Source organism: Pseudomonas sp. AC112, from assembly GCF_979253545.1.
This window is the reverse complement of the sequence record NZ_CEEDCM010000001.1, coordinates 1,929,906-1,952,196: the sequence shown is the minus strand read 5'-3', so window position 1 is coordinate 1,952,196 and position 22,291 is coordinate 1,929,906. Positions and strand designations below refer to the sequence as shown.

The window sequence follows — 22,291 nt, the reverse complement described above, 5'->3', positions numbered from 1 at the left end:
GCGCCTGTGGGTACAGGCGCATTATGCCTAGTGCTGCTGTGCAAGACACTCGCGCAATGCGTCTTGCCACGCTGGCTGGCTGACGTGCCATTGCTGCTGCAGCCGGCTGCAATCGAGGCGTGAGTTCAGCGGGCGCTTGGCGGGCGTCGGGTAGGCGCTGGACGGAATCGGCTCCAGCTCCGCGCAGGCCTTGCCCTGCTTGCGCAGGTGTTCGCCGATCGCCTCGGCAAAACCGAACCATGAGGTTTCGCCTCGGGCGGTCAGGTGATAGACCCCCCATGGCCCTGGCTCGCCTGCTTGCCAGCGCTCAATCAATGCACGCGTGCTGTTGGCGATGCTGCCGGCCCAGGTGGGCGCGCCGATCTGGTCTGCGACGATGCGCAGGTGCGGTTTTTCCTGCAGCAGGCGCTGCATGGTCAGCAGGAAATTCTTACCGTGACTGGAGTAGACCCAACTGGTGCGCAGGATCAGGTATTCACCGCCTACAGCCGCTATCGCTTGCTCGCCGGCCAGTTTGCTCTGCCCGTAGACGCCCAGCGGGCTCGGCGTGTCGGCTTCGGCGTAGGGCGCCGGTTTACTCCCGTCGAACACATAGTCGGTGGAGTAGTGGATCAGCGGGATGCCCAGGGTTTTGGCCTCTTCGGCAAGGATGCCGGGGGCGATGGCGTTGATCGCAAACGCCAGGTCCGGTTCGCTTTCCGCTTGATCGACAGCGGTGTGGGCGGCGGCGTTGATGATCAGGTCGGGGCGATGGGCGCGGACTTGCTGGCGGATCTGGTCGGGGTTGGCCAGGTCAAGTTGTTCGCGGCCCAGGACGATGAGTTCGCCCAGGCTTGGGAGCCGTTGTTGCAGTTCGCGGGAGACTTGGCCGTGCTGGCCGGTGATGAGGATTTTCATGGGAACAGGTCGGCTTCCATCAGCGGTTTACCGGCCTGGTCCTTGGCGGACAACTGCGGTGCTACGGTCAGCTCCCAGTCGATGGCCAGGGTCGGATCATTCCACAGGATGCTGCGTTCAGCGCTGGGCTGGTAGTAGTCCGTGGTTTTGTAGAGGAACTCAGCGTGATCGCTCAGAACCACAAACCCATGGGCGAAGCCTTCCGGCACCCACAATTGACGGTGGTTCTGGGCAGACAAGCGCACGCCAACCCATTGGCCGAAATTCGGTGAGCTGCGGCGGATATCCACGGCCACGTCCAGCACTTCACCGGCAGTGACGCGCACCAGTTTGCCCTGGGTGTGTTCGAGTTGGTAATGCAAGCCGCGCAGCACGCCCTTTTGTGAGCGCGAGTGGTTGTCCTGGACGAAATCACGCTTGAGTCCGGTGGCCGCTTCAAAGGCCCGGGCGTTGAAACTTTCGTAGAAAAAGCCGCGTTCATCACCGAACACTTTCGGTTCGAGGATCAGCACGCCGGGCAAAGAGGTTTCAACAACGTTCACTTGCTCTCTCCGGCCAGCGAGTAAAGGTATTGGCCATAGCCAGTCTTGCCGAAGTACTTGGCGCGTTCCAGCAGGTGGTCGCGGTCAATCCAGCCATTTTCATAGGCAATTTCTTCCAGGCACGCCACTTTCAGGCCCTGGCGATGCTCGATGGTCTGCACGTACTGCGAGGCTTCCAGCAAGCTGTCATGGGTCCCCGTATCCAGCCAGGCAAAGCCGCGGCCGAAGCGCTCGACATGCAGGTCGCCACGCTTGAGGTAGGCATTGTTGACGTCGGTGATCTCCAGCTCGCCGCGAGGCGAAGGCTTGACCGCCTTGGCGATCTTGATCACGTCGTTATCGTAGAAGTACAGGCCGGTGACCGCGTAGGGCGACTTGGGCTTGGCCGGTTTTTCCTCGATGGACAGGGCACGTCCTTCTTTGTCGAAGTCGATCACGCCGAAACGCTCCGGGTCCTTGACCCAGTAGCCGAATACCGTGGCCCCGGAAGCGCGCTCGGCTGCGGTGCGCAATTGATCGCCGAAGTGCTGGCCGTGGAAGATGTTGTCGCCCAGGATCAGGCACACCGGGTTTTCGCCGATAAACTCCTCACCAATCAGGAACGCCTGGGCCAGGCCATCGGGCGACGGCTGTTCGGCATAGCTGAAACGCACGCCAAACTGGCTGCCATCGCCCAGCAGGTTGCGATACTGCGGCAAGTCCACCGGTGTGGAAATCACCAGGATGTCCTTGATCCCCGCCAGCATCAGCACCGAGATCGGGTAGTAGATCATCGGCTTGTCATACACCGGCAGCAGTTGCTTGGACACGCCGAGGGTAATGGGGTGCAAACGCGTGCCGGAGCCGCCGGCCAATACGATTCCCTTCATCATGCAATCAGATCCTTACAGTCGGTGTTGCCCAAACGTTCGCCCTGATAACTGCCATCCTGGACCCTGCGGCACCACTCCAGGTTATCGAGGTACCACTGCACGGTCTTGCGCAGCCCGGTTTCAAAGGTTTCTTCCGGCGTCCAGCCCAGTTCGCGCTCGATCTTGCTCGCGTCGATCGCATAGCGCTGGTCGTGGCCCGGACGGTCCTTGACGAAGGTAATCAGGTCGGTGAACTGCTTGACATCGGCCGGGCGCTGTGGCGCCAACTCTTCGAGCAGGGCGCAGATGCCGCGCACCACGTCGATATTCTTTTGCTCGTTGTGCCCGCCAATGTTGTAGGTCTCGCCGACCACACCTTCGGTAACCACTTTGAGCAATGCCCGGGCGTGGTCTTCGACAAACAGCCAATCGCGTACTTGCAAACCGTCACCATAGACCGGCAGTGGCTTGCCCGCGAGGGCGTTCAAGATGACGAGCGGAATCAGCTTCTCGGGAAAGTGGAACGGCCCGTAGTTGTTCGAGCAATTGGTCAGCAATACCGGCAGGCCGTAGGTGCGCTGCCAGGCGCGAACCAGGTGGTCGGAGGCAGCCTTGCTGGCCGAGTAGGGGGAGCTGGGCGCATACGGTGTGGTTTCGGTGAACAGGTCGTCCACGCCGTGCAGGTCGCCATACACTTCGTCGGTGGAGATGTGATGGAAGCGAAACGCTCGCTTGGCGGGCTCTTCGAGCTTCTGCCAATAGGCACGGGTGGCTTCGAGCAGGCTGTAGGTACCGACGATGTTGGTCTGGATAAAATCCGACGGACCGTCGATAGAGCGGTCGACATGGGACTCAGCCGCCAGGTGCATGATTGCCTCGGGCTCGAAGCGCGCCAGGACTGCGCTGACGGTGGCTTGGTCGACGATATCGGCCTGGACGAACTCATATCGGCTGTTGGACGCGATACTGGCCAGTGACTCCAGGTTGCCGGCGTAGGTGAGTTTGTCCAGGTTGAGCACTTCGTGCTCGGTATTTTGAATCAGGTGGCGAATCAAGGCAGAGCCGATAAAACCAGCGCCGCCGGTGATGAGAATGCGCATGTCGGGGGCCTTTTCCTTAGACGGACATTAAGCGAATGAAGCATAGCTTGAGTTGTGCGGCGAAGTGGTGCAAGCGCGGTATGCCTCAGGGGTTGCACAAGCCCCCCGAACAATGGCGATATACACCCCTGAAAATTCGAGGCCTACCCCATGCTGCTCGCCACCCTGACCCATCGCGCCAGTCTACCGTGCCCGCAAGTAGGCCCCGAACAGGCGGCGCAATTGCTCGAGCAGCATTACGGCCTAACTGGCACCTTGCAATCATTGGGCAGCCAGCAGGACCTCAACTATAAAGTCGAGAGTGCCTGCGGGCGGTATGTTCTGAAAATCTGCCGGGGCGATTACGCTGCCGTTGAGCTTCAGGCCCAGCACGCTGCGCTCAACAGCCTGCAGGCTGTGCGCGTACCCAAGGTCATCAAGGCCCTGACGGGTGAGGAGTTGCTGACCCTGACCGTCGATGGCCAAACCCTGCACGTGCGCGTGCTGGATTATATCGACGGCCAGCCGTTGACCCATCTGCCGCACGTGGGCCGCGAGGTGATCGCAGGGTTTGGTGACCTGTGCGGTCGAATGAGCCAAGCGTTGGCGCAGTTCGACCACCCGGGCCTGGCGCGTACGCTGCAATGGGACCCGCGCCACGCCCAGGCGTTGATCAAGCACCTGCTGGCAACCTTGGGCGATGTCCCACATCGCGACACACTGGAACACGTGGCAGCACAGGTTGAAAACCGCCTGCGCGGCCTGGCCGACCATCTGCCTTGGCAAGCCGTGCACATGGACATCACCGATGACAACGTGGTGTGGCAGCGCGATGCGCAGCGGCACTGGCAGGTCCAAGGCGTGATCGATTTCGGCGACCTGGTACACACCTGGCGCATTGCCGACCTGTCGGTGACCTGCGCAGCCCTGCTGCACCACGCCGAAGGTGACCCCTTTGCCATCTTGCCAGCGATCCAGGCCTGTCATGCGGTCACACCGCTGCAGCACGCTGAATTGCAGGCGCTGTGGCCACTGATCGTCGCCCGTGCGGCGGTGCTGGTCTTGAGCAGCGAGCAGCAGCAACGGTTGGACCCGGATAACAGCTACCTGCTGAAAAACGCCGCGCATGAGTGGGAAATCTTCCATGTGGCGAATTCCGTGCCGTTCGAGCTGATGGAGGCGGCAATTCTTGGCAGTGTCGGGCAGGCACCGACGCCGCTCGCCGGGCAGGGTTTTGCGCCTTTATTACCCGGGTTGGTAGGGCGTGAGTTCGCATTGATTGACCTGGGCGTACTCAGCCCACATTTCGAGGCCGGCAACTGGGAGCAGCCCGGTATCGATCAGCGGCTGTTACTGGACGCGGCGGCGGTGCATGGTTTGGCGGCGAGTCGCTACGGGCAATACCGTTTGTCGCGGACCCGGCCTGACAGCGCGGATGAACCTGAAACCTTCCCGTTGCACGTCGAGCTGCATGTGCCGTTGGGCACCGCCGTTGAATCGCCGTTCGCCGGGGTTGTTCGACGGGGTGCTGACGGTGGGCTTCACGTGCACAACAACGAAACAAACGTGCGGCTATGGGGTGTCAAAGCGCACTTGCAACCGGGTGCCGCAGTGCTCAAGGGCCAGGTGATCGGTGAAGTTGAAGGCCCGCTCACCGTGCAACTGTGCCGCACCGACCTGCCCGCACCGCTGTATTGCACGCCGTCCCGGGCACAGGCGTGGCAAGCGCTGTGCCCATCGCCGGCCACGCTGCTGGGGCTGGCCTGCGATGCCGAACCCGAACTGGACCCCGAGGCGCTGCTGGCGCGCCGCGACGCCAGTTTCGCTCGCTCGCAAAAGCACTATTACGCCGACCCGCCGCGCATCGAACGCGGCTGGCGCAATCACCTGATCGACATGCAGGGCCGTTCCTATCTGGACATGCTCAACAATGTGGCGGTATTGGGCCACGGCCACCCGCGCATGGCGGCGGTGGCGGCGCGGCAATGGTCGTTGCTCAATACCAACTCACGCTTTCACTATGCAGCGATTGCCGAATTTTCCGAACGACTGCTCGCGCTGGCGCCGGCAGGCATGGACCGGGTATTCCTGGTCAACAGTGGCACCGAGGCCAATGACCTGGCGATCCGCCTGGCCTGGGCCTACAGCGGCGGGCGCGACATGCTCAGCGTGCTGGAGGCTTACCATGGCTGGTCGGTGGCAGCCGATGCGGTGTCCACCTCGATTGCCGACAACCCCCAGGCCCTGAGCAGCCGACCAGATTGGGTGCACCCGGTGACCGCGCCCAATACCTATCGCGGCGAGTTCCGCGGGCAGGACAGCGCGCCTGATTACGTCCGAAGCGTGGAACATAACTTGGCGAAAATCGCTGCAAGCAAACGGCAACTGGCAGGTTTCATTTGTGAGCCGGTGTACGGCAATGCCGGTGGTATTTCGTTGCCGCCGGGCTATCTGCAGCAGGTGTACAAGCGTGTCCGCGCCCAGGGTGGCGTGTGCATCGCCGATGAAGTGCAGGTGGGTTATGGCCGCATGGGGCATTTCTTCTGGGGCTTCGAGGAGCAGGGCGTGGTGCCCGATATCATCACCATGGCCAAGGGCATGGGCAACGGCCAGCCTCTCGGCGCGGTGATCACTCGGCGTGAAATCGCGGAAGCCCTGGAGGCCGAGGGGTACTTCTTCTCGTCCTCGGGGGGCAGCCCAGTGAGTTGCCGGATCGGCATGGCGGTGCTGGACGTGATGGCGGAGGAAAAGCTGTGGGAAAACGCCCAAGTGGTCGGAGGGCATTTCAAGGCGCGCCTGGAGGAACTGATCGATCGCCATCCGCTGGTGGGTGCTGTCCACGGTTCCGGCTTTTACCTCGGCCTGGAGTTGGTGCGCGACCGGCAGACCCTGGAGCCGGCCACCGAAGAAACCACGTTACTCTGTGACCGCTTGCGGGAGTTGGGAATTTTCATGCAGCCCACGGGTGATTATCTGAACATCCTCAAGATAAAACCGCCGATGGTCACCTCCCGGCGCAGCGTGGACTTCTTCGTCGACATGCTGTCGAAGGTGCTGGATGAGCAGCTGTAGTTAATCGATTGTTATCGGTTAACTATTGTCATATTTATCGCCTATGATCTTTTGTCGCTTTTAAAGCCGATTTTTATCCGTTATAAAGTCGGCCTTTACCCCATTCGGAGTCCTGATCGCCATGACCACCCTGCACAGCACCCCCCGCGCCGATGGCTTCCACATGCCTGCCGAATGGGCGCCACAGACCCAGGCCTGGATGGTCTGGCCCGAGCGCCCGGACAACTGGCGCCTGGGCGGCAAGCCGGCGCAGGCCGCTCACGTGGCGGTCGCCAAGGCCATTGCGCGGTTTGAGCCGGTCACCGTGGCCGTCTCTGCCAGCCAGTACGAAAACGCCCGCGCGCGCCTGGATGTGCCGAATATCCGTGTGGTGGAGATGTCCAGTGATGACGGCTGGGTGCGTGACACCGGGCCTACCTTCGTGATCAACAACAGCGGCGAAGTACGCGGTGTGAACTGGGACTTCAACGCTTGGGGTGGTTTTGACGGTGGCCTGTATTCGCCGTGGAACCGAGACTCCCAGGTTGGCGGCAAGATCCTCGAGATCGAACGCGCCCCGCGCTATCGCACCGAAGGCTTCGTGCTGGAAGGCGGTTCGATCCATGTCGACGGTGAAGGCACCCTGATCACCACCGAAGAGTGCCTGCTCAACCGCAATCGCAACCCGCACCTGGGCCGTGCCGAAATCGAGGCTGTGCTGAGCGCCAACCTGGCTGTGGATAAGATCATCTGGTTACCAGATGGGCTGTTCAACGACGAAACCGACGGCCATGTGGATAACTTCTGCTGCTACGTGCGCCCTGGTGAAGTCCTGTTGGCCTGGACCGATGACCCGCAAGACCCTAACTACGCGCGCTGCCACGCGGCCATGGACGTACTGCAAAGCAGCACCGACGCCCAGGGTCGCTCGTTCACAGTGCATAAAATGCCGATCCCCGGCCCGCTGTATGCCACCGAGGAAGAGTGCGCCGGTGTGGACCCGGTTGACGGCACCCAGGAACGCAATCCTACCGTGCGGTTGGCCGGTTCCTACGTCAACTTCCTGATCGTCAACGGTGGCATCATCGCACCGAGCTTCGACGACCCGCTGGACAGCCAAGCCAAGGCGATCCTGCAGGACCTGTTCCCGCAGCACGAAGTGGTGATGGTGCCGGGCCGCGAACTGTTACTGGGCGGCGGCAATATCCACTGCCTGACCCAGCAGCAGCCGGCCCCACACAAAAACTGAGTGCAGTTGTAACAGCGCCATGACGGCGATCCGGTGCTGATCAGTCCAAGCGCCTACGACAAGCCCACGGCCCAGACAGGTCGTGGGCTTTTTTGTGTCCGAATGCCTATAAACACGGGACATTGGCATAGCTCTTGTATCGGTGTGGTCACAGTGGCCCAAGGCGATGACTGCGCAGTTCTGTCATAAACCTTGAGTAAGTTAGCCGCTCACGCAGTAGGAGAGAGCGCTGAAATGAATGCCGATATCAACCCGATGTACACGCGCACGTTCCACCCCCTGCGGGTCAACGGCGACGCGATCCATGCACTGGCGCTCTGGTTGAAGGAAAACGGTTCGCGGCAGATCAGGCAACAACCAGACCTGCGCAGCGTGATGAGTGAACGCTACCCGGCGGGGTTGTTCAGCGAGGATGAAGTGCGCGCGTTATGCGAATTGATGGCGCCCCTGTAGGAGCCGGCTTGCCGGTGATGGCGCCGGTGAGATCAGCGCATGACTTCAGGCCGCTATTGCCGGCAAGCCGGCTCCTACAGGTGGAGGAGGTGATTTAGAAACTGTAAGTGCCGGTGACGACGAGGCTGCGCGGCTCCCCTGGCTGAATCTGCGCCACACTGGTCGCCGATGCGTAGTAGGTTTTATCTGCGATATTGTTCAGCGCCGCCGTGACATCCCATTCCTTCTGACGGAACCCGGCCAACGCGTCCCAACGGCCATAGCCCGGCAGCACCACGGTGTTGAGGCTGTCGGCATAACGGTCGCCCACCAGCGTCAGGCCGGTTTCGGCGTACCAGCCCATCTCCGGTTTCCAGGTGATGAACAGGCTGGCATTGCGCTTGGCCACGTCGCTGACGCGTTTGCCTTCAAAGCCGTTGTTGTCCTTCTCGACCTTGGCGTCCTGCACGCCCACGCCACCGCGTACGTACCAGTTGCCGACGATCTTGCCGGTGGCGGTCAGCTCCACACCGCGTGAGCGCTGCAGACCGCTGAGCAGGGTGATGGTGCGGTCCAGCGGGTCGCTGGTGCGACGGTTATAGAGTTCCAGTTCGTACACGGCCAGCGTGGTGCTCAGGCGGTCGTCGAGCCAGTCGCTCTTGACCCCGATTTCCTTCTGCTTGGTCAGCTCAGGGCTCAGGTCGTTGACGCTGCCGGCGGCGTTCGGCGTGATGCCGATCAGGCCACCGCCTGCCGGGGAGAACGTCTTGCTCCACGAGGCATAGAACGAGTGATGCTCCAGTGGCGTCCATACCAGGCCAAAGCGCGGGCTGGTGCTGTGGCTTTTGACGTCCTGCTGGGTGTTGAGCAGCTTGTTCTTGGTGTCGACTTCGAAGCGGTCGTAACGCAGGCCGGCGAGCACTTGCCACTGGTCATTCAGGCGCAGTTGGTCCTGCACATAAACGGCGCGGCTGTCGACTTCGGTGTGGTTGTTGCTCGACACACTCATCCGCCCGGTGTGGCTGAGATTGCGATTGGGTTGGTTGAGGTCCAGGGGCGGTACGACGCGGCCGCCTTGTGCGACCGCAGTGGCGGTATACAGCTTCGGATCGCGACGCTGGCTGCCCAGCTCAAGGCCGGTGAGCAGACGGTGCTCCAGGCCGAAGGTGCTGAAGCCGCCTTCGAGCTCGACGTTATTGAAGATATTGAGGGTGGTCAGGTCCTGCTGCCAGCGCTGGCGCGTGACACGATTGGTCGCCGGGGTGTAGCCGGTGACGTAGGTGTTGTCGAAGTCGCTGTCGAGCTTGAACACACCCAGGGTCTGGCGCAGTTGCCAATTATCGTTGAGCTCATAGGCCAACTTGGAGCGCAGCGACTGGGTTTTGTCGTCGATGTAATCGCGGCTGTCACCGTAGGTGGTGCTGCGGCTTACATCCGCGGGGCGGCCATTGACGCCGGGTATGCCACGGTCTGGCGTGCGGTTGTAGCGGCTGTATTCGTATTGCACCAGCCAGTTCAGGTCCGGCGTGAGTTGCCAGCTCATGGACGGTGCGAACAGTTGGCGGTTGCCGCTGACGCCATCGCGAAAGCTGTTGTTGTCCTGGTTCCCCATGTTCAGTCGCAGGCTGATGTTATCGGTGGGGTCGGTGCTCAGATCGGCGTACACACTGCGCAAATCGTTGCTGCCACCTTGGGCCTCGATGCTCGATTTGTGTCCGGCCGTAGGCAGTTTGCTCACGCGGTTGACGATCCCTCCCTGACCGCCTCGCCCGTAGAGGACTGCTGCCGGCCCCTTGAGCACTTCGATGCGCTCGATGTTGTGCAGGTCGCGAATGTATTGGCTGTCGTCGCGGATGCCATCGAGGTAGAAGTCGTTACTCGCGTCAAAACCCCGGATGCGCAGGCTGTCGAAGCGCGTGTCGGCGCCGCTGCTCACGTTGGGGATTCCGCTCAACGCCTGGCCCAGGTCATTGGTGCCATAGGCGCGCAGGGTTTCGGTCTTTACTGAATCGATGGCCTGGGGCACATAACGCACGGGCGTGGCGGTGCGGGTGGCGGTGCTGGTTTCCTTGACGCGTGGGTCGTCCTCGTCAGCTTCGGCACTGACCGAGGTTTCGGGCAAGGTGGTGGTCGCACAGGCAAAACCGGCAGACAGCAGGACAGAAAGCCCAAGGGAAAGGGGCGTCAGGCGAAGGGCTGGCATGGAGGAATGTATCCGAATTGTTAGGGAGGTAAATTGCGCGTTAATGGTAATGCTTTGCATTTGCGCGCGTTATCCATTACCAAACGTATCGGCTGTGAAATATGTTACGAAATGTGTTTTTTGCCGTTTTTGACGCGGTTTTTTGTCGCTCTCAGTATGTCGATAGGGCTTTCCTTAGAATTATTTCGCCTAAATACAGACGATTCGCGAAATTGACACATAGTTCCGGGCGCGACTAGGATTGCGCCCAACGCCTGTGGCTAACCGCCATGACTCATCCAATAAAAAAGGCTCGCGGCCTGTTAAGTCGTCCGCGGGCCTTCTTTTTTCCGGAATCAGTCGACACCAGAAAAGCGACATGGAGCCTGGTGTCACAGCGCGTACTCAACCAGGAATAAGGAATACAAGAAAATGTTGAAGCAACGGATGAGTCTGATCGCTCTGGGGATTTTGAGCGCATCGACAGCAATGGCTAACGACCAGGACCAGTCCAAGGGTTTTATCGAAGACAGCCACCTGAACATCGCCGCACGTAACGCCTACATCAGCCGTGACTACAAGAACGGCAAGCAAGACAAAGCCGAATGGGGCCAAGGTTTCATCGGTAAGCTGGAGTCCGGTTTCACCCAAGGCACCGTCGGTGTGGGTGTGGATGTGATCGGCCAATACGCCATCCGTCTGGACGGTGGCAAAGGTCGCGCCGGCGCTGGCGGCATCGACTTCTTCAAACAGGGCAATGGCACGACCAACCCTGATGGCTCGAACAACCCTGGCTCGGCACCACACGACTTGGCCAAGGGCGGCGCTGCCGTGAAGTTCCGCGTTTCCAACACCGTGCTCAAGTACGGTGATCAGTTCCCGGCCGTGCCTGTGCTGCAGTACGACAACTCCCGTCTGTTGTCGGAAACCTACACCGGTACTTCGATCGTCTCCAAAGAGATCGCCGGTCTGCAACTGGACGCGGGTCACTTCACCAAAGAAGCGCGCAAGAGCATGGAAGGCACCGACAGCGGTCGCCTGAAAAGCATCGACTACATCGGTGGTAGCTACAAATTCACCGAAAGCCTGTCCGCCGCGCTGTACGCCTCGGACATGCAGGACGTACTGAAGAAGCAATACGTCAACGTCAACTACGTGCTGGCCCTGCCAGAAAAACAGTCGCTGACGTTCGACTTCAACGGCTACAAAACCAAGCTGGACAAGAGCTTCGCCCTGGAAAACCAGAAGGACGAAAACGCTCGTGACAACAAAATCTGGAGCCTGGGCGCCACGTGGGCCGTTGGCCCGCACAGCTTCACCGTCGCTCACCAGCGCAGCACCGGCGACACTGGCTACCTGTACGGCGGCTACCGTAACGCTGGCGGCATCGGTGACGGTGGTAACACCATCTTGCTGGCCAACTCCTACTGGTCCGACTTCAACGGCAAGGACGAGCGTTCGTGGCAAGTGGGCTACGGCATCGATTTCGCCACTTTCGGCGTGCCAGGCCTGACCTACAACGTTGCCTACGTGCGCGGTACCAACATCGACGACGGTACCAACCGCGGCGACGGCACCGAGCGCGAAATCTGGAACCAGTTCAAGTACGTCGTACAGAGCGGCCCGGCCAAAGACCTGAGCCTGCGTGCTCGTGCCTCGTGGCTGCGCGTTTCCAGCAACGCTGACCAGTACAACGTAGGCGGTAACGAAATCCGTCTGTTCGCCGACTACCCGATCAACGTTTTCTGATTGATCGCAGCTCGCGCCTGATCCCAGGCGATAAAAAACCCCGACTGGTTCGGGGTTTTTTTATGGGCAGCGATCAGTCCACGCGGCAAGAGCTTGCAAGGGAAGCCAATAGCGGCGGGAATATTACAAATAGGAAAAGCAGTTTCACGGCGTTCAGTTGATCTATTACACCGCATCACTAATGAAGTACCCAGGCCTATCTTTATCCACTCCCTGCGCAAGCCTAAATTGGCCCCACTGCCCGGCCATCATCCCGATGCCCGGCTACTGGAGCACCATCATGAAAAAAGTCGTCATCATCACCGGCGCGTCCCAAGGTATAGGTGCCGCCGTGGTCCAGGCCTACCGTGCCCTCGACTATCGCGTGGTCGCCACTTCGCGCTCGATCCAACCGTCCTCCGATCCCGACATCCTCACTGTCGCGGGCGATATCGCCGACCCGGCCACCGCCCAGCGCGTCGTTCGTGAAGCCCTGGCCACGTTCGGTCGCATCGACAGCTTGATTAACAACGCCGGCATTTTCATCGCCAAACCGTTTACGGCCTACACCCAAGAGGACTACGCCAATGTCCTCGCGGTGAACCTCAACGGCTTTTTCTACATCACCCAGCTCGCGATTGCCGAGATGGAAAAACACGGCGCCGGCCACGTCGTTAACGTCACCACCAGCCTGGTGGACCACGCCATCGATGGCGTGCCGTCAGTACTCGCCAGCCTTACCAAAGGTGGGCTGAATTCGGCGACCAAATCGTTGGCGATCGAATACGCCAAGCGCGGGATTCGCGTGAATGCGGTGAGCCCAGGGATCATCAAGACCCCGATGCATGGTGAGGAAACCCACGCGACGCTAGGGCAATTGCACCCGGTCGGGCACATGGGCGAGGTGAGCGATATTGCCCAGGCGATCGTCTACCTGGAGAACGCAGGGTTTGTGACGGGTGAGATTCTGCATGTCGATGGCGGACAAAGCGCCGGGCATTGATACAGGCGCCCCGGCCTAAGCCGGCCGGGCGTTATCTTCGCGTGGCGACCGGCCAAAAAAGGCTTTATAGGCGCGACTGAACGCCGCTTCGGATTCATAGCCAATCGCAAAACCAATCTCGCCGATGCGACCGTCCTGTTTGGACAGCATGGTTTTCGCCAGGGTAAGCCGCCATTCATTCTGATACCGCAACGGTGAGCGGCCTATCAAGGAGCTGAATCGCTCGTAGAAATTGGAGCGCGACATCCCGGCAACCTCTGCCAGCGCATCAATGCGCCACTGCTTGCCAGGCGTTTCATGAATGGCTTTCAGCGCGCGGGCGATACGCGCATCCGACAACCCACCCAGCCAACCGGAAGCGACGCCCTGGTGCACCCAAGTGCGCAGGATACGAATCACCACAAGATCGATCAGGCGCGAAATCATCAACGCTCCGCCCGGCTGCGTGTCATGGGCTTCGAGCAACATGAAATGCAGGATGCCCTCCGCCCAGGCGGCGGCTTCGGCTTGCTGAATGTGGATCAGCCGGGGCAGGGCAAACAACATTGCCTGGAAGCTGCTTGCGTCGAACCAGAACCGGCAGATGACCACGTTGGCGGGGCCGTTGACTGCCATCATCGTGATACCCGCGGGGTCGTGGGGTAGCAGGATCACATCGCCCTGGTCGAGTGTCTGCAGCGGTTGGTCGGCCACTTCCAGATGCAAGTGGCCTTGCTGAAGCACGCAAATGTGCGCGCTCTTTTCATCCAGCGCGAGGCACTGCGCCTCCGCCAGCGCGCAGGAATACACGCGATCACCTGTCAGACGGATCTGCGCCAAGACTTGGGACAGCAGATCGCCCCTGGCAAACCCTTCAAGCTGCATTTCTGGATGAATGATCAAGTTTTCCAGGGGATTCATCATGTCGGTTCGACCACGTCTTCACTAAGCTGACCCTCGAAATCATACCGTACCGCCGCCATCGGGAAGCGCCTTTCCAGCGAAGGCCGTCTATGCACATCATCCAATTACATGGGAGCACTGAAATGTTCGGAATCTCCGCCCTAGGCTGGATCCACACCCTCGGCAGCCTGCCGGCCATTCCACTGGCCGCCTACATGTTCATTCGTCATGGACGCATCGTTCCCCGCTCAGTGCCGGGGTTGTTCTATCTCGTGTCGATGTTGATCGGTGGCCTCACCGTGTTCCTGGTCGCAAAGCAACCTGTCAGCAACATCATTGGTGTCATCACGATTGCATTGCTCGCGGCCGGTTATGGCGTAGGGCACGTGACTTGGCTGGGCAGGGCGCGTGTTTACCTGGAAACGGTGTTCCTGAGTCTGACCGCCTTCTTCCTAATGGTGCCGACGGTTTCCGAGACATTGCGACGCGTGCCGGATGGCCATCCTTTCGTCACGGACCTGCAGTCGCCGGTGCTGCTAGGTGCGCAGGCGAGCATCGCGTTGGCGCTCGTCATTGGCCTGACTGCGCAAATGATCCACCTGAGCAGACGGGCGCGTCTCGGCATCGCCCACTGACCCATTCAGCGCCTGCCATCACCTGCGCACAGCCCGCGTCATTGAAGGCCCGATCACTTTTTCATCCTATTACCGTCGTCAAATAAATGGCATTTTCAGACCGAAATTGCCGTCTGGCGGCAAAAAAGACAATACGTTGACAGTTGACTTGGGATCCAACATTATTCGCGACGTTTTGATGGCTCTAAGCCATTAAAATGATATCGGCGAAGCACATTCGTCGCGTGCTGTGGATCTTCAAGATATAGGGATGTGGCGGCTTCGACTCGGACGGCCAAGCGTGTAGCCCTTAAACATTGTCACTGTATTAGCAGGCTCGCTTCTACGCGCCTGCATATGAGTCTTAGGGAAGTGAACGTCATGGCTGTAGGGCGAATTCTGGTTACCGGTGGTGCAGGTTTTATTGGGTCACATCTGGTAGATGCGCTGCTGGGTAAAGGCTACAAGATTCGCGTGCTGGATGATTTGTCGACTGGCAAAACAGCGAATCTGCCTGTCGGGAATCCTGACCTGGAACTGTTGGTCGGAGATGTCGCGGACAGCGCCGTCGTTGAGCTGGCCATGGCAGATTGCAGCGCGGTCGTGCATCTGGCTGCGGTGGCCTCGGTGCAGGCTTCCGTTGATGATCCTGTCGCCACCCACCAGGCCAATTTCGTCGGCACGCTCAATGTATGCCAAAGCATGCTGAAGGCCGGCGTGACACGCGTAGTGTTTGCGTCCAGTGCGGCGACCTATGGCAACAACGGTGAAGGCACCGCCATCGTGGAAGAAACGCCCAAGTCGCCACTGACACCTTATGCCAGCGACAAATTGGCCAGTGAGTACTACCTGGACTTCTACCGTCGCGAGCATGGCCTGGAACCGGTGATATTCCGTTTCTTCAATATCTTCGGCCCACGCCAGGATCCTTCCTCACCGTACTCCGGTGTGATCAGCATCTTCACCGAGCGCGCACTGGCGCGTAAGCCCATCACCGTATTTGGCGACGGCGAGCAGACGCGCGACTTCGTCTATGTGCAGGACCTGGTGAGCATCCTTGTGCAGGCAGTCGAGACCCGCGAGCCGGCGCCTGATGCGATCAACGTCGGGCTTAGCCGTTCGACCAGCCTCAACGATCTGATCGCTGAGCTGGGCAATGCCACAGGTGCCCCGTTGGATGTGACGTACCAGGCGCCACGCCAAGGCGACATACGCCATTCACGCGCCAATAACACCCGTCTGCTAGAGCGCTTTGCACTCCCGGAACCGACCTCGATCGGCCAGGGTCTGGCGCAGCTTTTGCGCAGTTTGTAGTTCGCCGGTCAATTCGCCCGACGTTAACGCAGTATTGGCTCAGTCATCTTCTAGAGTGAATTATGGAAATCGTTTTCCGCAGGACGCGTGTCCGCGCGATAGCTGAGCGGCTGTTGGCTGCCCTTGCCTTGTTCGTCGGTGGGCCGGCCGTGCACGCTGCTGCTGTCTCCCAGCCGGCCAGCGTGGCCTTCTGGTATGCCGAGCAACCACCGCTGCCGGAACTGGCGCAGTTCGACTGGGCCGTGGTCGAACCGGGCCACATGACGCCGGGTGATGTGAAAACCTTGCGGGCGCTGGGCAGCCAGCCGTTTGCGTACCTGTCCATCGGCGAGTTCGACGGCAACAAGGCTGAGGTCGAGAAAGCGGGGTTGAGCAAGGCGGTCTCCCCTGTGCGTAATGACGCCTGGAACAGTCAGGTCATGGACCTCACCTCGACGGCCTGGCGTGAGCACTTGTTCGGTCGCGCCAAGGCCTTGGCAGCGCAAGGCTATGCGGGTCTGTTTCTCGACACGCTCGACAGTTTCCAACTGGTGCCACAAGACCAGCGCGAAGCTCAGCGCGTGGGCTTGGCCAGCCTGCTGCGTGAGTTGCACAAGCGTCAGCCCACGCTGAAGCTGTTTTTCAACCGCGGCTTCGAAGTGTTGCCGGAGCTGGATGGCGTCGCCGCCGCGGTGGCTGTCGAATCGATCCATGCCGGTTGGGATGCCTCTGCCAAGCGTTATCGCCCGGTCTCGGAGTCCGACCGCCAGTGGCTTGAAACGCACCTGCAACCGCTGCGCGCCAAGGGCGTCCCGCTGGTGGCGATTGACTACTTGCCACCTGAGCGTCGCGATGAAGCGCGCAAGCTCGCCAAGCGTCTGCGCGATGAAGGTTTTATCCCGTACATCAGCACGCCTGACCTCAACACCCTGGGCATCAGCAGCATCGAAGTCCAGCCGCGCCGCATCGCGATGATTTTCGACCCGCGCGAAGGTGCGCTGGAAGATTCCGCTGGCCATAGCAACCTCGGTGGGTTGCTGGAATACCTCGGCTACCGTGTCGATTATCTGCCGGCCAACAGTGACCTGCCGCTCTACGGTTTCAGTGGCGTGTACGCGGGCGTTGTGACCTGGATGACCAGCGGCCCGCCCCAGGACGCAGCGGCGTTCAATCGCTTTCTCAATGCTCGCCTGGACGAGCAGGTGCCGGTGGTGTTTTTCAGCGGCCTTCCGGTTGAAGACAAACTGCTGCTCAAGCGCCTGGGTCTCAAGCGTGATGTGCCGCCCGCGACCCAAGTGTTGACCATCACTCACCAGGACAAGGCTTTGCTGGGTGCGTTCGAAGCGCCAGTGGTACCTCGCTCCCGTGATCTGGCTTCGGTGTCTGTCCTGCCCAACGGCCCAACACCGGCGTTGTCGTTGAGCGGTGCCGGTGGCGCCGTGTTCAACCCGGTGGTGGTGGGCAAATGGGGCGGCCTTGCACTGGCGCCTTACCTGCTGGAAATCAACAACGAGCGCAGCCGCTGGATTCTCGATCCTTTTGCGTTTCTGCAAGCCAGCCTGAGGCTGCCGGCACAGCCGCGCCCGGACACCACCACCGAAAACGGCCGGCGCATCGCGACTGTGCATATCGACGGTGACGGTTTCCCTTCCCGCGCCGAAGTGCGCGGTACTCCGTACGCCGGTCGCCACACCCTGGATGACTACATCAAGCCCAACCCGTTCCTGACCTCGGTGTCGATCATCGAGGGTGAGATTTCGCCGCGTGGTGCGTTCCCGTTCCTGGCGCGTGAGCTTGAGCCGATTGCCCGAGAAATCTTCGCCAACCCTAAAGTCGAAGTGGCCACGCACACCTACAGCCACCCCTTTTTCATGCAGCCTGACAAGGCCAAGAAGCGCGAGAATTTCAACCCGGAATACGGCTTGAACATGAAAATCGCCGGCTACGACAAAATCGATTTCCGTCGCGAGATCTTTGGCTCGCGCGACTACATCAACCAGAACCTGACCACCCCGCAGAAGCCGGTGAAGATGGTGTTCTGGCCAGGCGACGCGCTGCCATCGTCCGACACCATCAAGCTGGCCTATGACGCCGGCCTGAAGAACGTCAATGGCGCCGAAACCATCATGACCAAGGCCAATCCGTCGCTGACGGGCTTGAACCCTTTGCTGCGCCCGACCCCAGGCGGGTTGCAGTACTACGCACCCATCATCAACGAAAACCTCTACACCAACCTGTGGAAAGGCCCGTATTACGGCTTTCGCGAGTTGATCGAGACCTTTGAGTTGACCGACAGCCCCCGCCGCCTGCGTGGCCTGCACCTCTACTACCACTTCTACTCCAGCACCAAGCAGGCCTCGATCAAGGCCATGCACGAGATCTACGGCTACATGCGCGAGCAACAGCCGATGTCGTTGTGGATGAGTGACTACGTCGACCGTCTGCACGGCCTGTACCAGTCGAGCCTGGCGCGCACCGCCGACGGCGCCTGGCAGATTCGCGGGATGGATGCACTGCGTACCGTGCGGCTCGATGCGCAAATGGGCTGGCCGGACTTGCTGCAATCACAAGGCATTGCCGGTGTGCGCGACTTGCCGCAGGGGCGCTACGTGGCACTGAGCAGCGACAAGGCATTGCTTGTGCTGCGCGCGGACAGAGACCCCAGGCCCGCCCTGGAGGAAGCCAACCTGCCGTTGCTGGATTGGCGCTACCTGGATGATCGGCGTGTGAGTTTTTCCTTCGCCGGTCAGTTTGACCTGTCCTTCTCCGTGCGCTCGGCAACAGCCTGTCGCGTGGAGGTGGATGGGCAGCGATTCGCGGGCAAGGCTTCGGCCGGCCTTTGGACTTTTCAATTACCTATGAAGCAGGTGAGTAATGGTCAGCTCCTCTGCAACTAAGAACAGTCGGCTGCTCAACCCCTGGGCGCTGGCGGTAGTCGCGGTTGCCGTAGGCGGTCTGCTGTGGGCGACTTTTCAGCGTGAATCCGTGTTCCAGCCCGACGGGCGCGAACCCGACGCCGTGTCGGCCAACTATGCCGAGCTGTTGCTGACAGCGCACCCGGACGACGACCGCCTGCGATTGCAGTTGGTCGACCTGCTGATTCGCCTCGGTGACTACGCCAAGGCGCGCGAGCACATTGAAGCCTGGCCCACGCCGCAGTTGGAAACCCAGGCTTACTACCGGCTGGAGCTGGATGCGCTGGTTGCCGCCAGTGGTAACGATCTGATCGCGCAGCAGGCATTGGTCGAGCGCCTGGAAAGCTTCGATCACCGTAAATTGCCGGTGGCGCAGTTGCAGAACCTGGCGAAGCTGGCGTTGACATTGCAAGCCCCGGCATTCGCCGCGAGTGTCTTTGAAGAGATTGCCGGGCGTGATCCTGCGCAAAAGAACGAAGCCCTCAAATCGGCCGCGCAGTGGTACCTGGCGGGTGAACAACCGGCACGTGCGGCGGCGATCTATTTGCAACTCAAGCGCGACGCCCAGCAACCTGGCGAGCAGCGTGAGTACGCGCAACTGGCGTTCAACAGTTTGCTCTCGGCCGGTCGTGACGAGCAGGCTGCACAGGTGCTTGCCGACCAGTTGCCGACGCTCACGAACCCGCAGACCGACGTCGCGTGGCTGAAGCAGGGCGTCGACGTTGCGGTGGCGACCAAGCAGTTCGAGCTCGCACAACGTGTGCTTGAGCAATGGCATGCCTTGGAACCTGATAACCCGAGTATCCCGTTGAAGCAGTTCCATGTTCGCCTGGCCATCAATGACCTGGCGGGCGCGTGGGACACCGGTCAGCAACTGACGGTCGATTATCCGGATGATATCGAGTTGCTCGAACAGATGGCCAAGCTCGGTGAATGGCGCGGCGACAATGAAGCGGCGCTGAGTTACTGGATCCGCGTGCTCAAGCTCAAGGAAGACGCGCAAGTCCGCGAGCACGCCTGGCGCCTCGCCAGCCAGCAGTTCGACTTTGACCGCTCTATCCCGTTGCTCGCCGAGATCATGCAGCAACGTGCGCTGACAGATACCGAGTTGGACGCGCTGATCTACGGCCACGAATCGCGCGGTACACCCGCCGAAGCCGAGGCCTGGTTACGCACTTACCTGCGCAAATACCCGTCGCATCGCCTGGCCTGGACGCGCCTGCTGCAAAACCTGGAAAACACCGGGCAGTTCGCGGCCAAGGGCACGCTCTACAAGGACTATGCAAAACGCTACAAGTTGACCACGGCCGAATTGGTTGATTGGGCCAGCACTGAAATGAAGCTGTTCAATGAACAGGCTGCATGGGAAGTGGTGAAGTCCGCTGACGCCTCCATCGATGACCCGGAGTACTGGCGCACCCGTGCTGCCCTGGCCTGGGACTTGGAGCGCGACGAAGACCTGCGCGTGTCGCTGGAAAAACTGCTGTCCCTCAATGGCAAGCTGGTCAGTGGTGACGAGAGCCAATTGATCACGCTGTACCGCACCCGCGACCCACAGCGCGCCCTGGCGTTGATGGTTGCCAGTTGGCATCGCGCCCAAGACCCGCAGCGACTGGTCGAGGCGCTGCAACTGGCCCAGGAGCTGGAGGAGTGGGACCAGGTCGTCGCGTTGCTGGAAGACGCCAAGAAGTACCCGGATGCCTACGAGCAGGCCCAGGTTCTGGCGGTGCGTGGCGCGCTGGCGATCGAGCAGGGTGATAGCGCCGAAGCCGAGCGTTTGTACCTGCTGGGCCTGTCGCGCTATCCCAATGACAACCTGTTCCGCGAGCGCCTGACCTGGCTCTACGTCGACCAGGCCGACACGGCCAAACTCAAGCCATTGCTGACCAAGTGGCGTGCCTATGCGCGCGAAGACCGCCTGCTGTGGTTGCCGTTCGCCAGTGCCAGCCAGCTATTGGGTCGCGATGCCGAGGCGTTGGCCTGGTATCGCCAGTACCTCAAGCTTTCCCCGAACGACTGGCTGGTACAGGCGGCCTATGCCGACGCGCTGGAAACCTCTGGCTACCAGGATGCCGCCCAACGTCTGCGCTTGAAACTACTGCGCAACCCCGAGGCCGACAACCTGCAACCGTCGTCCCAGCGCTACGCGATCTGGCTGCGCTTGATGTCCAGCAGCTACTCGCCACGCAAGGCACAGCAAGAACTGCTGAAGTGGAAAGACGGTTCGCCGTCGATGAAGCAGCTGTGGTTCGAACGCCTGCTGTCTCGTCTGGACGCGACCAATCAACAAGCGCAGAAAGACGATTGGCTGGCCTGGGCGCGCACCCAGGGCCTTAAGGTCGACCGGTACGAGCAAATCCAGGAAGCCTTGCGCAGCCGCAACAAAGCGCAGGTTGAAACCCTGTTGGCCAGCAGCGACCTGAACCCGGCGCAGCGTGCCCAGGCCCTCAGTCGTCTGAACCGTAACAATGAAGCCCTGGAAACCAGCCTCTCGGCATTAGGCGATGACCAACCAGACTCGGTGAATGAGCAACTGCGCCGCCAGGCGGTAGAGATCCACGAATCCACCCCGCAAGGCGCCCTGCTGTCCTATCAGAAGCAGGATTTCGGTGGCCTTTCGTTTGACTCTCCACGCCTGGAAATCGCCCATAACCTGGGTGACAAATGGTACGCCGACGTCGAGATGGAACATGGCAAATACAAAGGCGACGACGTGATCTCCTCGCGAATAGGTGAAGAGAGCAACGCGGCCCTGACCCTGATTCGCTCGGTGGAAAACGGCAGCTGGAAGCTGTTCGCCGATACCAGCCAGCGCCAGGACGACGATCGCAACGGCCTGGGGCTGTCGCGTATGTGGCAACTGGGTACCAGCCATCAACTCGAAACCGGCCTGGACTGGCATCGCAAGAGCGACGACAGCGGCCTGATGCGCGCTTTCGGCCAGCAGGACCGGGCTTGGGTCGGCGGGCGTCATGGCTTGACCGCACGGGATCAGCTGAGTTGGGAAGTGGCGCAGCGGTCGTTCTCGACCCGCGCTGGCGACTCGCTGGGCACCGGTCATGCAGTGAAGCTGGAGCTTAACCACACGCTGGAATTCGCCGGGCCTAACTGGACGGTGCGCAGTGGTGTGGATTACCAGAAGAACAGCGTGAAGGATCGCAACCTGGATTACCTGTCCAGCCGCAATGGCGGTGCTATCAAGATCACGCCTCAGTCGACAGACCCGGATACCGGCGCGCTCGATCCTCTTGATGTGGACACCGTCACCGGTGGCGACCTGCTGCAAAGCCGCTACGGCCAACTCTACGTCGGTAGTTCCTGGCGCCGCGGCATACCGGGAGCGCTGGTGCGCAGCAAGCCGCAATACACCTGGTTGGTGGACATGACGGCGGGTTGGCAGTGGACCGATCAAACCTTCAATTACGGCATCAACACCGGCGTCGGCTTCGAAGTCCTGGGTGACGACGAACTGGCCCTCACCTTCGGCTACCAATCTGCGCCACAAGGCGGGGATGGCAAGTCCGGCGGCACACTGGGCATGAGCTACGGCGTGCGTTTCGGGCGCTGATTACA

15 protein-coding genes are annotated in these 22,291 nt (G+C 60.7%); 9 read left to right on the top strand and 6 right to left on the bottom strand.

The window, feature by feature from the left end; all coding sequences use genetic code 11:
• Positions 1–27: 27 nt before the first annotated feature.
• From rfbD to rfbB, 4 genes are read right to left on the bottom strand one after another with little or no spacing between them, the layout of a single operon-like run.
• A complete protein-coding gene (gene rfbD, locus AC0IYN_RS09085) occupies positions 28–897 on the bottom strand; it encodes a dTDP-4-dehydrorhamnose reductase (protein WP_471841138.1) in 870 nt (289 codons plus the stop codon).
• Entirely contained in the window at positions 894–1,439 is a 546-nt protein-coding gene (gene rfbC / locus AC0IYN_RS09080) for a dTDP-4-dehydrorhamnose 3,5-epimerase (protein ID WP_406596734.1), read from the bottom strand. The genes rfbD and rfbC overlap by 4 nt, the downstream gene beginning before the upstream one ends.
• A complete protein-coding gene (gene rfbA, locus AC0IYN_RS09075; protein WP_406596735.1) occupies positions 1,436–2,311 on the bottom strand; it encodes a glucose-1-phosphate thymidylyltransferase RfbA in 876 nt (291 codons plus the stop codon). The genes rfbC and rfbA overlap by 4 nt, the downstream gene beginning before the upstream one ends.
• The gene (rfbB, locus tag AC0IYN_RS09070; RefSeq protein ID WP_471841135.1) at positions 2,308–3,390 is read right to left on the bottom strand and encodes a dTDP-glucose 4,6-dehydratase; all 1,083 of its coding nucleotides are present in this window, start codon (positions 3,388–3,390) and stop codon (positions 2,308–2,310) included. The genes rfbA and rfbB overlap by 4 nt, the downstream gene beginning before the upstream one ends.
• 150 nt (positions 3,391–3,540) lie before the next feature.
• Here rfbB and AC0IYN_RS09065 point away from each other — a divergent pair, with 150 nt between their 5' ends.
• The 3 genes from AC0IYN_RS09065 to AC0IYN_RS09055 all read left to right on the top strand — a co-directional run bounded on the left by AC0IYN_RS09065 (position 3,541) and on the right by AC0IYN_RS09055 (position 8,122).
• Positions 3,541–6,441 carry an aminotransferase gene (locus AC0IYN_RS09065; protein ID WP_471841134.1) on the top strand — a complete coding sequence of 967 codons (2,901 nt, stop codon included), beginning with the start codon at positions 3,541–3,543 and terminating at the stop codon, positions 6,439–6,441.
• A gap of 121 nt (positions 6,442–6,562) precedes the next feature.
• On the top strand, positions 6,563–7,669 hold the full coding sequence (gene aguA / locus AC0IYN_RS09060; protein ID WP_406596738.1) for an agmatine deiminase: 1,107 nt from the start codon (positions 6,563–6,565) through the stop codon (positions 7,667–7,669).
• A 234-nt stretch (positions 7,670–7,903) separates the two neighbouring features.
• Positions 7,904–8,122 (top strand): hypothetical protein, encoded by a 219-nt coding sequence (locus AC0IYN_RS09055; protein WP_406596739.1) that lies wholly within the window; start codon positions 7,904–7,906, stop codon positions 8,120–8,122.
• Positions 8,123–8,216: 94 nt separating this feature from the next.
• Here AC0IYN_RS09055 and AC0IYN_RS09050 read toward each other — a convergent pair whose 3' ends face one another.
• Positions 8,217–10,304 (bottom strand): TonB-dependent receptor, encoded by a 2,088-nt coding sequence (locus AC0IYN_RS09050; protein WP_457248294.1) that lies wholly within the window; start codon positions 10,302–10,304, stop codon positions 8,217–8,219.
• A gap of 411 nt (positions 10,305–10,715) precedes the next feature.
• On the opposite strand from AC0IYN_RS09050, the gene AC0IYN_RS09045 reads away from it, so the two are divergent.
• Positions 10,716–12,032, top strand: a complete 1,317-nt coding sequence (locus AC0IYN_RS09045) for an OprD family porin (RefSeq protein ID WP_406596741.1) — start codon at positions 10,716–10,718, stop codon at positions 12,030–12,032.
• Positions 12,033–12,312: 280 nt separating this feature from the next.
• Positions 12,313–13,014, top strand: coding sequence for an SDR family NAD(P)-dependent oxidoreductase (locus AC0IYN_RS09040; RefSeq protein ID WP_406596742.1), 702 nt, complete (start codon positions 12,313–12,315; stop codon positions 13,012–13,014).
• A gap of 15 nt (positions 13,015–13,029) precedes the next feature.
• Here AC0IYN_RS09040 and AC0IYN_RS09035 read toward each other — a convergent pair whose 3' ends face one another.
• A complete protein-coding gene (locus AC0IYN_RS09035; RefSeq protein WP_471841131.1) occupies positions 13,030–13,917 on the bottom strand; it encodes an AraC family transcriptional regulator in 888 nt (295 codons plus the stop codon).
• Between the two features lie 122 nt (positions 13,918–14,039).
• Here AC0IYN_RS09035 and AC0IYN_RS09030 point away from each other — a divergent pair, with 122 nt between their 5' ends.
• The 4 genes from AC0IYN_RS09030 to AC0IYN_RS09015 all read left to right on the top strand — a co-directional run bounded on the left by AC0IYN_RS09030 (position 14,040) and on the right by AC0IYN_RS09015 (position 22,286).
• Complete coding sequence (locus tag AC0IYN_RS09030) at positions 14,040–14,531, top strand: hypothetical protein (RefSeq protein ID WP_471841130.1); 492 nt, start codon at positions 14,040–14,042, stop codon at positions 14,529–14,531.
• A 360-nt stretch (positions 14,532–14,891) separates the two neighbouring features.
• Complete coding sequence (locus AC0IYN_RS09025; RefSeq protein WP_471841128.1) at positions 14,892–15,824, top strand: NAD-dependent epimerase/dehydratase family protein; 933 nt, start codon at positions 14,892–14,894, stop codon at positions 15,822–15,824.
• 62 nt (positions 15,825–15,886) lie between these two features.
• Entirely contained in the window at positions 15,887–18,700 is a 2,814-nt protein-coding gene (locus AC0IYN_RS09020) for a bifunctional glycoside hydrolase/polysaccharide deacetylase family protein (RefSeq protein ID WP_406596746.1), read from the top strand.
• On the top strand, positions 18,678–22,286 hold the full coding sequence (locus tag AC0IYN_RS09015) for a tetratricopeptide repeat protein (protein WP_471841126.1): 3,609 nt from the start codon (positions 18,678–18,680) through the stop codon (positions 22,284–22,286). Before AC0IYN_RS09020 ends, AC0IYN_RS09015 begins: the two co-directional genes overlap by 23 nt.
• Positions 22,287–22,291: the final 5 nt, after the last annotated feature.

What these genes read in the sequence shown, in the direction of transcription:
- AC0IYN_RS09050 (WP_457248294.1), bottom strand. Translation starts at nt 10,304, where the DNA reads ATGCCAGCCCTTCGCCTGACGCCCCTTTCCCTTGGGCTTTCTGTCCTG.
- AC0IYN_RS09055 (WP_406596739.1), top strand. Translation starts at nt 7,904, where the DNA reads ATGAATGCCGATATCAACCCGATGTACACGCGCACGTTCCACCCCCTG.
- AC0IYN_RS09040 (WP_406596742.1), top strand. Translation starts at nt 12,313, where the DNA reads ATGAAAAAAGTCGTCATCATCACCGGCGCGTCCCAAGGTATAGGTGCC.
- AC0IYN_RS09020 (WP_406596746.1), top strand. Translation starts at nt 15,887, where the DNA reads ATGGAAATCGTTTTCCGCAGGACGCGTGTCCGCGCGATAGCTGAGCGG.
- rfbB (WP_471841135.1), bottom strand. Translation starts at nt 3,390, where the DNA reads ATGCGCATTCTCATCACCGGCGGCGCTGGTTTTATCGGCTCTGCCTTG.
- aguA (WP_406596738.1), top strand. Translation starts at nt 6,563, where the DNA reads ATGACCACCCTGCACAGCACCCCCCGCGCCGATGGCTTCCACATGCCT.
- AC0IYN_RS09030 (WP_471841130.1), top strand. Translation starts at nt 14,040, where the DNA reads ATGTTCGGAATCTCCGCCCTAGGCTGGATCCACACCCTCGGCAGCCTG.
- AC0IYN_RS09065 (WP_471841134.1), top strand. Translation starts at nt 3,541, where the DNA reads ATGCTGCTCGCCACCCTGACCCATCGCGCCAGTCTACCGTGCCCGCAA.
- rfbA (WP_406596735.1), bottom strand. Translation starts at nt 2,311, where the DNA reads ATGATGAAGGGAATCGTATTGGCCGGCGGCTCCGGCACGCGTTTGCAC.
- AC0IYN_RS09015 (WP_471841126.1), top strand. Translation starts at nt 18,678, where the DNA reads ATGGTCAGCTCCTCTGCAACTAAGAACAGTCGGCTGCTCAACCCCTGG.
- AC0IYN_RS09025 (WP_471841128.1), top strand. Translation starts at nt 14,892, where the DNA reads ATGGCTGTAGGGCGAATTCTGGTTACCGGTGGTGCAGGTTTTATTGGG.
- AC0IYN_RS09045 (WP_406596741.1), top strand. Translation starts at nt 10,716, where the DNA reads ATGTTGAAGCAACGGATGAGTCTGATCGCTCTGGGGATTTTGAGCGCA.
- AC0IYN_RS09035 (WP_471841131.1), bottom strand. Translation starts at nt 13,917, where the DNA reads ATGATGAATCCCCTGGAAAACTTGATCATTCATCCAGAAATGCAGCTT.
- rfbD (WP_471841138.1), bottom strand. Translation starts at nt 897, where the DNA reads ATGAAAATCCTCATCACCGGCCAGCACGGCCAAGTCTCCCGCGAACTG.